At 60.2% G+C, this 12,423-nt stretch carries 14 protein-coding genes; 5 read left to right on the top strand and 9 right to left on the bottom strand.

Translation table 11 applies throughout. The features are described from left to right. The first annotated feature begins 86 nt into the window (after nt 1-86). A complete protein-coding gene (locus DV706_RS05740) occupies nt 87-953 on the top strand; it encodes an alpha/beta fold hydrolase (protein WP_006066067.1) in 867 nt (288 codons plus the stop codon). A gap of 23 nt (nt 954-976) precedes the next feature. On the opposite strand, the gene DV706_RS05735 is transcribed toward DV706_RS05740, so the two are convergent. Continuing rightward, the gene (locus DV706_RS05735; protein ID WP_006066068.1) at nt 977-1,309 is read right to left on the bottom strand and encodes a HalOD1 output domain-containing protein; all 333 of its coding nucleotides are present in this window, start codon (nt 1,307-1,309) and stop codon (nt 977-979) included. 69 nt (nt 1,310-1,378) lie between these two features. Further along, nucleotides 1,379-2,122 (bottom strand): DNA polymerase sliding clamp, encoded by a 744-nt coding sequence (locus DV706_RS05730; protein WP_006066069.1) that lies wholly within the window; start codon nt 2,120-2,122, stop codon nt 1,379-1,381. 263 nt (nt 2,123-2,385) lie between these two features. Here DV706_RS05730 and DV706_RS05725 point away from each other — a divergent pair, with 263 nt between their 5' ends. After that, on the top strand, nt 2,386-3,171 hold the full coding sequence (locus tag DV706_RS05725) for a 23S rRNA (uridine(2552)-2'-O)-methyltransferase (RefSeq protein WP_006066070.1): 786 nt from the start codon (nt 2,386-2,388) through the stop codon (nt 3,169-3,171). Between the two features lie 4 nt (nt 3,172-3,175). On the opposite strand, the gene DV706_RS05720 is transcribed toward DV706_RS05725, so the two are convergent. From DV706_RS05720 to DV706_RS05710, 3 genes are all read right to left on the bottom strand, one after another. Next, complete coding sequence (locus tag DV706_RS05720) at nt 3,176-3,466, bottom strand: hypothetical protein (RefSeq protein WP_049889777.1); 291 nt, start codon at nt 3,464-3,466, stop codon at nt 3,176-3,178. A gap of 458 nt (nt 3,467-3,924) precedes the next feature. Further along, nucleotides 3,925-4,101 carry a ribbon-helix-helix domain-containing protein gene (locus tag DV706_RS05715; RefSeq protein ID WP_006066072.1) on the bottom strand — a complete coding sequence of 59 codons (177 nt, stop codon included), beginning with the start codon at nt 4,099-4,101 and terminating at the stop codon, nt 3,925-3,927. 44 nt (nt 4,102-4,145) lie between these two features. Continuing rightward, entirely contained in the window at nt 4,146-6,485 is a 2,340-nt protein-coding gene (locus DV706_RS05710) for a twin-arginine translocase subunit TatC (protein WP_136350815.1), read from the bottom strand. Between the two features lie 141 nt (nt 6,486-6,626). Between DV706_RS05710 and DV706_RS05705 the strand changes: the two genes are divergently transcribed. Next, complete coding sequence (locus tag DV706_RS05705) at nt 6,627-7,577, top strand: twin-arginine translocase subunit TatC (RefSeq protein WP_006066075.1); 951 nt, start codon at nt 6,627-6,629, stop codon at nt 7,575-7,577. Nucleotides 7,578-7,762: 185 nt separating this feature from the next. Here the strand turns inward: DV706_RS05705 and DV706_RS21670 are convergent, their stop codons facing one another. Beyond that, complete coding sequence (locus tag DV706_RS21670) at nt 7,763-7,900, bottom strand: hypothetical protein (RefSeq protein ID WP_169331117.1); 138 nt, start codon at nt 7,898-7,900, stop codon at nt 7,763-7,765. 219 nt (nt 7,901-8,119) lie between these two features. Continuing rightward, entirely contained in the window at nt 8,120-8,476 is a 357-nt protein-coding gene (locus tag DV706_RS05700) for a hypothetical protein (RefSeq protein WP_006066076.1), read from the bottom strand. 348 nt (nt 8,477-8,824) lie between these two features. Between DV706_RS05700 and DV706_RS05695 the strand changes: the two genes are divergently transcribed. Further along, a complete protein-coding gene (locus tag DV706_RS05695) occupies nt 8,825-9,394 on the top strand; it encodes a DUF6789 family protein (RefSeq protein ID WP_049889779.1) in 570 nt (189 codons plus the stop codon). A gap of 123 nt (nt 9,395-9,517) precedes the next feature. Next, nucleotides 9,518-10,369, top strand: a complete 852-nt coding sequence (locus DV706_RS05690) for a hypothetical protein (protein ID WP_006066078.1) — start codon at nt 9,518-9,520, stop codon at nt 10,367-10,369. A gap of 33 nt (nt 10,370-10,402) precedes the next feature. Here DV706_RS05690 and DV706_RS05685 read toward each other — a convergent pair whose 3' ends face one another. Together DV706_RS05685 and DV706_RS05680 are read right to left on the bottom strand one after the other, a co-directional pair. Beyond that, complete coding sequence (locus tag DV706_RS05685; RefSeq protein WP_006066079.1) at nt 10,403-11,500, bottom strand: glutamate-cysteine ligase family protein; 1,098 nt, start codon at nt 11,498-11,500, stop codon at nt 10,403-10,405. 233 nt (nt 11,501-11,733) lie between these two features. Next, entirely contained in the window at nt 11,734-12,417 is a 684-nt protein-coding gene (locus tag DV706_RS05680; RefSeq protein WP_006066080.1) for a hypothetical protein, read from the bottom strand. Nucleotides 12,418-12,423 lie beyond the last annotated feature (6 nt).

The following is a 12,423-nucleotide window of genomic DNA, read 5'->3' as shown; positions in this document are numbered from 1 at the left end:
GATGTTACTGCGCGGGGTTAAAGCCGCTGATTGTGCGCCGATCCTCGAGGGTCGACTTCAAGGGGATCCGATACGTCACGTCGAGTATGTCACGGGCGATACGAGACGGCGTGTCGATTTACTACGGGTACGACGAGAGTGAAGACGGCGGCACGCCGGTCGTCTTCGTGCAGGGACTGGGCTACGGTCGATGGATGTGGCGCTGGCAGCGGGAGGCTGTTCGAGACGCCTTCGACGTAGTTGCCCCGGACAACCGCGGGACGGGCCAGTCGGATGCCGGTCTTCCGCCGCTCGTCCCGCGATTGCCGCGCAAACTCCGCGCACTGCTCATCTTCAAACTGGCGGGCTACTCGATCGGTGGGCTCGCGGCTGATCTCGAGGCCGTCCTCGACGATGCCGGCGTTCGCGAGGCACACATCGTCGGCGCGAGCATGGGTGGGATGATCGCCCAGCGCTACGCCCTCGAGTACACCCGGGCGAAGACGTTGACGCTCTGTTGTACGAGCCACGGCGGTCCCGACGCCGCGCCGGTCCCCGAGGAGACCCAAGAGTTCATCTTCGACGTTCCAAAGGGGGCAAGCGAACGTGAGACGCTGCGCCATCGGATGCGACCTGCGTTCAACGAACGCTTTACGAACCGCAACCCGCATCTGATGGACCGGATCATCGAGTGGCGACTCGAGCAGGATGCCACCGAGCCGGCACGGGAGGCCCAGGCTGCTGCCGTCCTGGACTTCGATGTGAGCGATCGGCTCAGCAGACTGCGAGTGCCGACGCTGATCCTCCACGGCACTGACGATCAGGTCGTTCCTGCCGTGAACGGTCGACTGTTGAAAGAAGCAATCCCGGATGCGCGACTCGAGCGGATCGAAGGTGGCTCACACCTGTTTTTCATCGAAGACGCCGACCGAGTCAACGAGGAGTTGCTGGCGTTTCTCGACGAACACGAGTGATCGGACGTGGCGGCTGCCAGCCGCTATGTCCCGTTTGAACTCCTCGCGGCGGGTGCGTCGTGGATTCGAATCTGCCCGTCGGTTCGAACGCCGATGTCGAACCCCTCGTAAATAAACTGTAGTTGGTGGGTGCCAGCGTCGTCGACTCGTCGAGCGTGCGCGACCAGCGAGTCGAGCGCATCTGGCTCGACGGCCTCATAAAGCGGCGTCAGCTCGAGCTGGCTGGTCTCGAGCAGTGTTGCGACCGCCGTGATGATCGCGTCACTCGCCTGCTCACCGGCGTCCGGATCGAACGTCGTTACACATCGTGGCTCACCAGTTGCTGGTGTGTCTGTGGCGTCGTCTCTGGAGGGCATTACTGTCTTATACTGGAGAAAGACTGGTAGGCAGTCTCCTTCCTATGTTCGACTTTTAAATGCGGCTGTTCACTCGCTCTGGATGCGCGGGGCGAGCATGTAGGTGACCTGTCCCTGTCCCTCGCCGAAGCCAAAGTAGATCTTGACCGGGAACTCCTCGCCGAGTGCGAGCGTGACCTCGGTCGTCGAGGGGATCGCCTTGTTCATATCCTTGAGATAATCGAGCGAGAACAGCGAGTGTGCCGGACCGACCTGGAGATCGATCAGGTCATCCTGAGTCAACTCGAGGTGGACATCGTCAGTGTCGCCCTCTGCATTGACATAAAAGTACTCCTCGGTCTCGTCGACGCCAAGTGCGATGTGGTCGGAGACCATGTCGGCGGCTTTGACCGACCGGTTGACGTCTTTGCCCTCGAGGATGACCTCTGCGGGAAGATCGAGATCCGGAATGTCCGGCTCCTGTCGGATGGAGTCGGGGTCGATGAGCGCAAGCGTGTACTCGAGCCCGTCGATCTGGATCTGGAGTTTACGCGTCTCTTCGTCGAGTTCGAGCTGGATGAGCTGGCCGGATTCGGCCATGCCTGCGATGTCCTCGAGTCGGGAGAGGTCGACACCGATGAGCCCGCCGTCGGCTTCGTAGGATTCAAACGCAGCCGCATCGAGCGAGAGGTCGACCATCCCGACGTTGGCCGGATCGACGGCCCGGATTTCGAGGCCGTCTTCCTCGAGGTGGATTTTGCACTCGTCGACCAGCACACTTACCGAATCGAGCGCGCTGGTGAGCGTTTCCGCGCTCACGATGGCCTTGAACATATAGCTCTGGGTACGAACGGTTGCCATAAAAAGGCACCCTTTGCGCGTGGCCAGCGCAAGGTCGATATCGCACTCAAAGCGGCTGTTCGGCTCGCGTTTTTCGTGTCGGCGGCCCGTATCAGCAGGTCTTTCCGCTTCTGGCCCATACCGTGGGTACGAATCAGATCGAGCGTCCTCGATCCGACTGGTAACATCGGTCGTGCCGATGCTGTCGGCCACTCGTTGGTCCGGCTTCGGCAGCAAATCGTTACCGGAGACAGCTCATGACACGACGCGATCAGTACTACAACAAATCGAAGCAGGAAGGATATCGGAGTCGCGCAGCCTACAAGCTCAAACAGCTCGACGATCTCGAGAACGTCATCTCTGGCGGCGATACGGTCGTCGACCTCGGGGCTGCACCCGGTGGCTGGCTTCAGGTCGCCGCCGAGAAGGTCGGCCCACCGGGATCGGTTATCGGTGTCGACCTCCAGCGAATCAAGGATCTCGAGGATTCGACGCTCAACGACCGGGTCGAAACGCTCCGTGGCGACATGACCGAAGACAAAACCCGTGAGCGCGTTATCGACGCCGCAGGTGGCCCCGTCGACGCCGTCGTCTCGGACATGGCACCCAACATGTCCGGCGAGTACTCACTGGACCAGGCTCGGTCATTGTATCTCGCCCGACAGGCGTTCGAGACCGCACTCGAGATTCTCGACACCGGCGGCAACTTCGTCGTCAAGATCTTCGAGGGGCCGGACGTTGACGACTTCCGTGCCGACGTCGAAGACGAGTTCCAGTACGTTCGTGTCACCTCGCCGAAAGCCAGCCGTGAGGAGTCGTCCGAGATCTACTTCATTGCCAAGGGTCGACTCACTGCCCCGGTGCGACCGGGCGACGAACTCGAGGTCGAGATCATCGACGTCGGCTCCGAAGGTGACGGTATCGCCTCCATCGACGGCTACCGACTGTTTGTCTCCGGGGCTGAAACTGGTGATAAACTGACAGTTCGTGTCGAGGACGTCAAACCGAACTTCGGGTTTGCAGCGCCGGTCGACGACGAGTAAGCCGTTACTGCGGCCCGTGTCCGTTCTCGAGGCGATACGTGAGTTCGATATCCGTCGTCGACTCTTCTGCAGTCGCGACGTAGAGTGTCTCTAGTTGTTCGAACAGTTCCGTCGCGTGGTCGAGTTCGCCAGTGTCTTCGTGGTCGAGTTCGCCAGTGTCTTCGTGGGCGATTGCCAGTTCGTCGTAGAGGTGCCCGACCGCCTCGTGGAGCGCACGTTGTGTCGTCGCTGTTGTTGGGAGCTTGACCGTCCGAATTTCGGTCTCGTCCATGCTCTCTGAAGCCGATGGTGTCATGCCGTACGAGACGGCTTCCATCCCACATAATACCTTTCATAATAAGCAACGGAAACAAAGATTGGAAATACGACCAAAAACTGTTATCCGATTATCGGCACCCTCAGACGAGGGTTTGCTGGCGTTCGATCGTTCCGACCAGTGGCTGACTCGTGCTGTTGGGAAGAAGATATTAACTGTGAGTATATAATTATTACTGTGGCTCGAGACGGTCCGCGAGACGAGCGATTTGAAGTGGTTTCCCAGCGGCTTTCGGCTGCTATCGGAACACGTTGGTTTCGATGGGGAGATAACAACTGAGTTCACGACCGACGGCAGAAGCGCCGTCGTGGTTGACCGCTGTGTCGAGCGCACGGCTCTGGTACGGACCGTTGTCCGTCAGTTCCGACACGACCACGACCTGTCCTGTGGTCGCGCCGGGAACTCGGTACAGCAATGAAAGCCGGTGTCGTGACGGGTTACTCGTCGGTCTCGAGGCGGTCGTGGCGGTCGTCGATCTCGTCTAAGATGTCGAGTGTTTTCCGAATTGAGGCACGGATTGCATCGCTTCGATTGACGAACTTGCCGTCGTCACCGACGTGTTCATCGAGATCTTCGAGGAGTTCCTGTGGGACTTCGACGCTGATCTTTGGCATCAGTCTGCGTGGTCGTTCGAAGGGGAGTCTCTTATACTGTCGGACTATTTGGCGACGGCACCGGAGTCTGGCTCCGGTTCCGATGCGGTCTCGCCGCTGTCGCCGCCCCCGCCGAACAGTCGTCCGCCACCGGTGAACACGTAGAGGATGGCAAGTCCTAGCATGTAGGTCAGCGCGATCGGGATGGCAAACAACAGCATCGTCAGGATGCCTTTCGGGCTGGCGAAGGCGGCGATCGTGAAGATGCCGACGACGACTGGCCGCCAGCGAGCGAGCATCGTCCGGTAGCTGATGATCCCGCCGACGTGGAACAGTGCCATCGTGACGATGATGTTGAACAGGAATCCGACGCCGAGGGTCGTGTAGATCACGAGCCACGAGAAGCTGTTGATCCGGTAGGTAACATCCATCCCGTTCTGAACGGCGTCGGTGATGAGATACGAGATGACCGCCGGGGCGATCCAGTAAAACCCGAGGAACAACCCAAGCCCGAAGCCGGCGAACAGCGCGCCGCCCCAGATGAGGAACACGCGCTGGTCTCCGCGAACGAGCCCACGTTCTTTGGCCGCCGGCCAGCCCCAGTAGAAGAGCATCGGTAAGACGGCGATGAACGCGAGGATCGTACTGACCTTCACCATGAAGATCAGGACTTCCACGGGGTGGAGCGCGATAACGAGCCCCAGGTCGCCGATCACTTCCGTCGTCACCTCGTCCGACGTCATCGGCTCCTCGGTGACTTCGTCGAGGACTTCGGGTGGCACCCGGTCGACGAACTGCGTGAGGATGACCCCGAACCCGCCCTGATAGAGCGCGATAAAGGAACCACCGAGCACGGCCATGAAGACACCCACGATGTAGATCGTTTTCGAGGTGAGACTGTCGACGATAAACGCGAGGTCGTAGGCGTAGCCACCGATGTCGTCTTCGGTCGTCTCGTCTTCCGTAAATGGGTCGAGCATCCCAGCAGCAGTGCTCGAGAAGAGGCCTCCCTCCTCATCGCTGCCTTCCGACGCGGCTGTGGCGCCTGCCGCGGTGCCGCCACTGCTTGCAGCGTCTTTCCCATCGCCAGCCTGTTGCTGTTCTTGCAGCGTATCGAACCGATTGAGGATCGCTTCGGCTTTCTCCCGATTGTCGTCGTACATCGCCTGTCGGGAGTACTCGAGGGCGTCGTCTTCGCTCATCTTGAGGAAGACCGGTGCCGGGATGTCCGCGATGTCCTCGGCCGCAAGCGTCTCGAAATCGACGTCGTCAGGCTCGTCTGCAGTTCGGATATCTCCCTCTCGCGGGTAGACTGGGGAGCGAAGCACCATCGTCGTGTAGCCGATGAGGACGAGCAGGCCGACGACCGCGGCGACGATTGCTCCAACAGCAACGTCGCCGAGCAGCCCGTGTTCGACCGCGATGGCCTCGAGACCGAACGTTCCCTCGGGGCGGTAGCCGGCGGGAAGCAGCGGGTAGACGGCCTCCTCGAGCTGGTCGAACCCGCCCTGGTTGACGAACGCTGCCGTCAGGACGCCGACACCTGCCAGCCCGCCGACGAACTGGAAGACGCGTCGTTTCATCAGCCCCGTACCCGTGTCGAGTTCGGCCGAGCCGCGTCGCCTGATGTTGGCGACGACCTTTGCGAGGCCGAGACTGAACACGTAGAGTGCAACCAGTGGCAGCGCCCACATGACCAGCGTGAACGGGTCCGGTGGTGAGAACATCGCGCCGAAGACCGTGATGGCGACGATCGCGTGGCGCCATTTGTCCCGGAACGTCTCGTAGGAGACGATCTCGGTGTACGACAGCACGCTCATCAACAGCGGCAGCTGTGCTGCAAGACCGAACGAGAGCGTCAACAGGGCGACGAACTCGGTGAACTCCGTGATCCCCCAACTCGGGTTGACACCGGCGTCGAAGGCAACGGCACCGAGGAAGTCGAACGCATACGGGAAGAAGATCACATAGGCGTAGGTAACACCGACCCAGAACAGAACAAACGAGGCCGTGGCGAGTCCGGCCAGATACCCCTTGGAGATTGGGACAACCGACTGAACGCCGCGCTCTCGGAGTGCATCCCGTGAGTAGTAGAGCAACGCTGGCAGCGCAACGATCACGCCGACCAGCATTCCGATCTTCGCCTGTAAGAGAATCACCTCGAACGGCGTTCTGGTAATGATGTCGGTCGCCTGCGCGACTTCCTGGCCCATCTCGGCTTTCGCCGTCGCCTCGAGGAAGTCCCAGATGAAGACCCGCAGTGCATAAAAAGAGCCGATGAACCCGAGCACGAAGACGATAAACACCTTCTGGAGATGCGTCTGCGCGCTGGAGAGTAGTGCGCCGATCGTCTCCCGGCCAGTGGTGATCGCTTTGGCTGTATCTTCTCCGACGGCAGAACTCATTTACTGGCTGTTGGTAACTGACATCCAGTTATCAACCTTTCGAGTGAGTAGACCGAACCCGTCGATTTCGGATCTTGTCGCTCTCCACCAGTGTTCGTAAGAAAAAGGCCTATAACCGCTGGCCTTTTGATATCCCGATAGATGTCGGACGATCCGGCGGACGGTGGTGACGCCGAGGACCCCGTCAATGCGCCTGAAATGCCCCAGGAGTCATCCGACGAGCGGATGCCGACCGCAGACGAGTCTGACGACGGATCCGATCGTCCGGTCGAAACCGACGGCGAAGGCGTTGTCGGCGACCACCACGAACAGGGCGGCGAGCCTGCCTATCCTGACCCCGACGACGACGTCGGTGGCATCTCGACACCACCGGATGACGAGGAGATGCCGCTGGCCGACCACATCGAGGAGATGGTGCTTCGGCTTGCAGTTGTCTTACTGGTTGGTTCGGCCGGGACCGCGATCGGATTGCTGTGGGCCTCACAGGCCATCGAGCACATCTGGCTCAACGTCTTCCCCTACACGGTCGAAGAGGTTCCACCGCCACACATCTATCACCCACTCGAGCTGTGGCTGACCCGGATCAAAGTCTCCGCGCTGCTTGGCATCATGGTGGCGCTGCCGATGTTCGTCTACCAGTGTTACCTGTTCATGAAGCCGGGGCTGTACCCCCACGAGCGAAAGTACTACCTCGCAGCCGTCCCCTCGAGTGTCATCCTTGCGGGACTGGGGATGCTGTTTTCGTATCTGCTCGTGTTGCCGGTGTTGTTTCAGTACTTTACGTTCTATGCCGAAGGGAGCGCAGAGATCGCCTACGCGCTCGGTGAGACGTTCAATCTGGTTATTACGCTGATCGGCTTCCTCGCGATCGTCTTCCAGATCCCGCTGTTCATCATGCTCGCGATCATGATGGGCGTGACGACCCGCCGCTGGCTGGCCCAGAAACGACTCTACTTCTGGGCTGCCTTCGCGGGGCTGTCGTTCATGTTCACGATGGACCCGACGATGATGGCTCCCATCCTCGTCGCGATCACGATGATTCTGCTGTTCGAGGGGACGTTGCTGATCCTCAAGTGGGTCGGACGGGAGTGATCGGTCACGCTGTCTGATCTGTGGCGTTCCACGCTGACACTGCTACCCTACTGGCTGCAATGGCTCACACACCATTGCAACTGCCGCACGATGTGGTGTCTACTCACTATCCCAACAGAGAACAGCCTGGGTACCGAACGTCCGATTCTGGTCGCGAACCCGTCTCCGGCATCTCGTTCGCCGAATCAGCGAACCAGCGTATCGAACAGTTGCTCGAGGCGACTCGTAAATCCGAGCGTCGGCGTTCCGGGGAGATAAACCGGTACATCGGTCTGGTCGGTCGTGTCGGTATCCGTCGGCTCGGTTGGTTCTATTGCTGCCATACGAACGGCTTCGAGCCTAGCACGTTTATATTTTCGCAGATATAATTGTGGAATTATAAACCAACAATTGTTATCGAGGAACCATCTCACGGTATGTCCTGTACTGGGTAGCCGTCTCCCGGCTGGCGTGAACACTCCACAATCGACGATCCGTTCCACCGAACGCGAGAACACGGCGTCGAATCCGTTGCAATCAGTTCCTCCCGGTAGGGCTGTTCGTCATCGATGTTCTCGCGTTCGGTGGGAGGCGTACTCGAGGGCGTCCTCGAGTGAGCCGGGGCCGTCGTAGCTGGCTGAAAAGAGATCCATAAACTGGGTGGCGATTCGGTCACAGCGGTCGAACGTGAGGACGGTCCTGATACGAAGCGTCTCGGAGAGGTCGAGCCCGGGATACGTCGTTACGGTCAGCGCGTATCCGGGGTGGTCCTCGCCGTCGAGCGACGCTGGTGCGACTTTCAACCGCAAGTCACCTGATTCGTGGCGATACGTCCGATACTGTAGCTCCCGGTCGCTATCGGCCGGCGTGTATGTCCGACACGCTTCTCTGTTCCACGCGCGCGGTGCGTCGGCGTCCATTACCGACCTATACCAACCCGACCCCCACGTCCGTATCGGAATGTGCAATATTCTCGGACGTTGGTCCAGAAACTGCGCTAATGGTGGGTTAGGAATACTGAATCAGACTGTATTTTGGCAAACCGTCGGTTTCCTGCGGCTAAATCCATACGATATCGAAATCGGACTGTCGACCGGTGGCGTCGGAACGCGACTCGACACCGAGCAGCCGTCGAGCGGTGGTCAGCAGCGAGGCCATCACAACGGGTGATATGAGGACGTTGTGCTGGGCGACACCGTCCGGCAGGGCCGTCAGCCGCGCGCCAGAGCGTTAAGGGACTGCCCGTGGGATGCTGTTGTGTGATCAGTATGTCCGTCTCCGATCATTTCCGACGGCTGCAATCGACGAGCGAGCCACGCGAAGGACCAGACACAGACGAGACGCAGTCTCGCATGGAACATACCGTGTCCGCTGCCGTCCGCGGACTCCAGGCGGGGCTCATTGCAACGCTCATCATGACGGCGTTCCGGCTCCCGATCCTGCGGTCACTGCCGCCGTCGGCGAACTTCTGGGCGCAGTACGTCACTGGCGGTGATCCGGAAGAGCATCCGGTTGCTGGACTCGTTTTACATCTGGCCTACGGGATTCAGGCCGGCGCAGTCTTCGGTGCGCTGTTCGCACTCCAGGATGCAGAACGGTCGATCGAACCCGAACAACGCGGCCTCGTCTGGGGATCCGTCTACGGGATGGCACTGTCGGCGTTTGGCTCCCAGTTCATGTTGAAAGAACTGCTCGATATCCGACTCGACGCTGACGAACTGGCGCTGTTTCATGCTGGTCACCTCGTTTATGGCCTCTCGCTTGGTGCGTGGATTGGCTCTCGAACCGAGGGCGTCGAGGATCCAGAAGAAGAGTACGAGTACGGCGACGGCAACTGAACGGTTTTCAGAGCACGCGTTAGCAGTGAAGCGTACTGGGTTATTAATCTGTAACAGGCGTATTACGCAGCCTCGAGTTGAATCATAACAACCCGTAAACCTCGGCACCGATGCCGTTTGGGTATGGAACTCGGTGTCGTCCTCGGTGTCGTTGCGATCGGCTTCGTCCACGGTGTCTTGCCAGATCATGGCTGGCCCATCGCGGCGACGTACGCACTCAATCGACAGCGCCGCTGGCTGTATGGCTTTCTCGCGGCGTTGATCCTTGGGGTCGGCCATCTCATCAGCAGCGTCGTGCTCGTGCTCGCATACTTCTGGTTCAGCACGTTCGCCGACTTCGCTGATGGCCCATGGCTCGGCTACGTCGCCGGTGTCTTGTTGATTTTCCTCGGCATCCACGAGTACCGCAACGGTGGTCACGGACACGGACTCGAGGGTCACGGACACGGACTCGAGGGTCACGACCACGATGACCATGGCCACGACCACGACCACGACGATCACGCTCATCACACTGACGGCGGAACGCAGACAGCACACAGCGACCACCACACAGACGAGCACGGACAGCACACTCACGACCACCATGCACACGACCACCACGACGATCGAGGCGTGCTCGAGCGGCTCCGAAACGCCCTGCCGGGTGGTGGTGGCCACCAGCATCTGACCGAGGAACACGCCGAACGCGGACTGGTCGCTCTCGGAACGACAGCGCTCTTGCTCGGCTTCGCCCACGAGGAGCCGATTCAGATACTGGCGATCTGTAGCGGTGCCGGCACTGGACTCTGCCTTGAGCTAATGCTTATTTACTCGCTTGCAGTGATCGTCGCGATCATCGCCCCAACGCTGCTGTTGATCGCGGGCTATGAACGCCATCAGGCGCGGATTGAGCGCGTGACGCCCTATCTGCCGACGGTCACCGCAGTCGTTCTGATCGGGATGGGACTGGCGTTTATTCTCGGGCTCATCTGAGCCGACTCCGCCAGTATCGATGTCGCCGCGTGGTTAGTGTTCGACTGACTGACGCAGGCTCTTGACGTCTTCCTCGAGTCGCCTCGCGGACTCTACGCGCAACGCTCGGGCGTCACTGGTTGGGACGTACTGGCGGCCGTCGATCTGCATCGAGATCGGATGATAGTCGTCGACGGTAAACCCCATGCGCTCGAGGTAGCTCGCGACGTCGGCCGACTCGAGTCCGTCGTGCATCGCTGCTTCAGCGAGATCACAGGCGACATCGAACTCGGGGAGGACGATGCCATCATCCGTGACATGACCCGTGTTTCTGGGGTCGCTGTCCGCTTCGATTTCGACGTTCGTGTGGTGGAGCTGTTCCATCACCGTCTCGAGTTCATCAGCCAGTCGGAGCAGTTGGCTCGGCAGGGCTGCATCGGGCGAACGCCACTCGACGGTCGGCATCTCGTCGCGCAACCTGATTGGTGTCCAGACAACGTCATCAGTCGAGAACTGGTCCTCGACTGCGCGCTCGTCGATGCCTTCCTCGAGTGCCGCCTGCTTGAACTCATCGTAGCGATCCTCGAGGCGGCGATGCCACTCCCCGACGGTGTCGACGTAGTGCCAGAGCTGGCCGTGTTTGGGATACTCCGCGTAACTCTTTTTCCGGTAGCAGTACGCCCTGGCGCTGTTTGCGATCCGTTCGCCGTGGAAATAGGGTGAGGAGTTGACCAGTGCAAGCGCTGCATCCAGCGCGATGAGCGTGTTGAGCTGATCGGTGACGTTTCGCTTCTCGACGTGGATGTGCGTGCCGGCGCAGTACTTCGCGTAGTCGAAGTTCTCACCGACAACTGCCTTCTGGATGCGACCGCGTTCATCTGGCCGTCGGTCGATCGACTCGCAGTTGATCGGCGTTCCCAGTGGGACGAGTCGCTTGTCCACTGCCGCGGCTTTCGACAGGACCTCATCGAGTTGCTCGACGAACGACGTCCGAAGCTCTGCGATCGTCTCACAGGGAGGTGTTTTCAGCTCGAACAGCGGTTCGACGAACTCCCGTTCGGTCCGTTCGGAGATCTCCGCGAGTTCGCCCGGCGACGTGAGTTCGCCGGCGGTATCGATAACCCAGTATTCGACTTCGATGCTTGTATTCATACTCGAGGGAAGGTGTGTGGCTGTCGTCCTGTCTCTGCAGTTGGTCGTGAGCCGATCGCCGTTGTCGACACCAGCCTATACTGTTGGATACCGGTCAGTTGTGGGTGGTTCGTTGAAGTGCCGGTGCCTGCAGCAGCCTGCCCCGTCGCTTCACAGCCGAGCCGACGGCTGGTGTCGACTGGAACCGTCGCGATTCAGTGTCCACGCCTACGGAAGCGTCTGTCGTCGCCGGCTCACACTGTTTGGACCGCCTGTCGCCGTCTGGTGAGATAGTAGCCAGCAACGATCGGCTGTAATGGGGGGACGAAGAGACTCACGAACGCGACGCCGAGGTAGAACGCCGGATTCGGTCGCCAGCCGTCACCGTAAGTACAGACGTAGGCAGCGTCCTGGTGGATTGCGATTGGGAACGTCCCGAACGCGATTGCGCCGGCCAGTCCGACCGCGGTCAAAAAGAGCCCGGGGAGGACGAGAATTACGGCGATACCGGCTGTAATGGCGCCAAAAAGCGTTGCTGTGAGCGAGACAGCGACGACGAACCACCAGCCCGACCATCCTGGTTTCGTCCCGAACCGCTTGTGCCGGCGGAAGAGATAGTAGACGCCCGCAGCCGGCGCCCAGATGAGTGCGAACACGGCGTTGAGCAACGGATTCGGCTTCCAGTGACTGCTTGCGCCACCCTGGCCTCGAACCCGGCGGGCATCGAGAAAGAGGGCGACTGCGAGCCCAAGTGTCAGAACCGTGTAGCCAAAGCTCCCGACCAGTAAGAGCCCGCGCTCGAGGCCGGGGACACCGGGATCGGCCTCGCGGAGGATCCCGATGAGACCGACGCCAATCACTGGCGGAAACAGATACAGCAGCCGCTCTGTCATGCGCGCCCAGTCGACATCGAGGTGGTGTGTCTCGTTCCGACCCATCTGCTA

Source organism: Natronorubrum bangense, assembly GCF_004799645.1.
GTDB classification, from domain to species: domain Archaea; phylum Halobacteriota; class Halobacteria; order Halobacteriales; family Natrialbaceae; genus Natronorubrum; species Natronorubrum bangense.
Note: the sequence above shows the minus strand (reverse complement) of the source record. Positions and strands in the feature narration are given on the sequence as shown.

Excerpts from the sequence above, each read along its gene's own strand:
- DV706_RS05740 (WP_006066067.1), top strand. The coding sequence starts at position 87 with ATGTCACGGGCGATACGAGACGGCGTGTCGATTTACTACGGGTACGAC.
- DV706_RS05735 (WP_006066068.1), bottom strand. The coding sequence starts at position 1,309 with ATGCCCTCCAGAGACGACGCCACAGACACACCAGCAACTGGTGAGCCA.
- DV706_RS05730 (WP_006066069.1), bottom strand. The coding sequence starts at position 2,122 with ATGTTCAAGGCCATCGTGAGCGCGGAAACGCTCACCAGCGCGCTCGAT.
- DV706_RS05725 (WP_006066070.1), top strand. The coding sequence starts at position 2,386 with ATGACACGACGCGATCAGTACTACAACAAATCGAAGCAGGAAGGATAT.
- DV706_RS05720 (WP_049889777.1), bottom strand. The coding sequence starts at position 3,466 with ATGACACCATCGGCTTCAGAGAGCATGGACGAGACCGAAATTCGGACG.
- DV706_RS05715 (WP_006066072.1), bottom strand. The coding sequence starts at position 4,101 with ATGCCAAAGATCAGCGTCGAAGTCCCACAGGAACTCCTCGAAGATCTC.
- DV706_RS05710 (WP_136350815.1), bottom strand. The coding sequence starts at position 6,485 with ATGAGTTCTGCCGTCGGAGAAGATACAGCCAAAGCGATCACCACTGGC.
- DV706_RS05705 (WP_006066075.1), top strand. The coding sequence starts at position 6,627 with ATGTCGGACGATCCGGCGGACGGTGGTGACGCCGAGGACCCCGTCAAT.
- DV706_RS21670 (WP_169331117.1), bottom strand. The coding sequence starts at position 7,900 with ATGGCAGCAATAGAACCAACCGAGCCGACGGATACCGACACGACCGAC.
- DV706_RS05700 (WP_006066076.1), bottom strand. The coding sequence starts at position 8,476 with ATGGACGCCGACGCACCGCGCGCGTGGAACAGAGAAGCGTGTCGGACA.
- DV706_RS05695 (WP_049889779.1), top strand. The coding sequence starts at position 8,825 with ATGTCCGTCTCCGATCATTTCCGACGGCTGCAATCGACGAGCGAGCCA.
- DV706_RS05690 (WP_006066078.1), top strand. The coding sequence starts at position 9,518 with ATGGAACTCGGTGTCGTCCTCGGTGTCGTTGCGATCGGCTTCGTCCAC.
- DV706_RS05685 (WP_006066079.1), bottom strand. The coding sequence starts at position 11,500 with ATGAATACAAGCATCGAAGTCGAATACTGGGTTATCGATACCGCCGGC.
- DV706_RS05680 (WP_006066080.1), bottom strand. The coding sequence starts at position 12,417 with ATGGGTCGGAACGAGACACACCACCTCGATGTCGACTGGGCGCGCATG.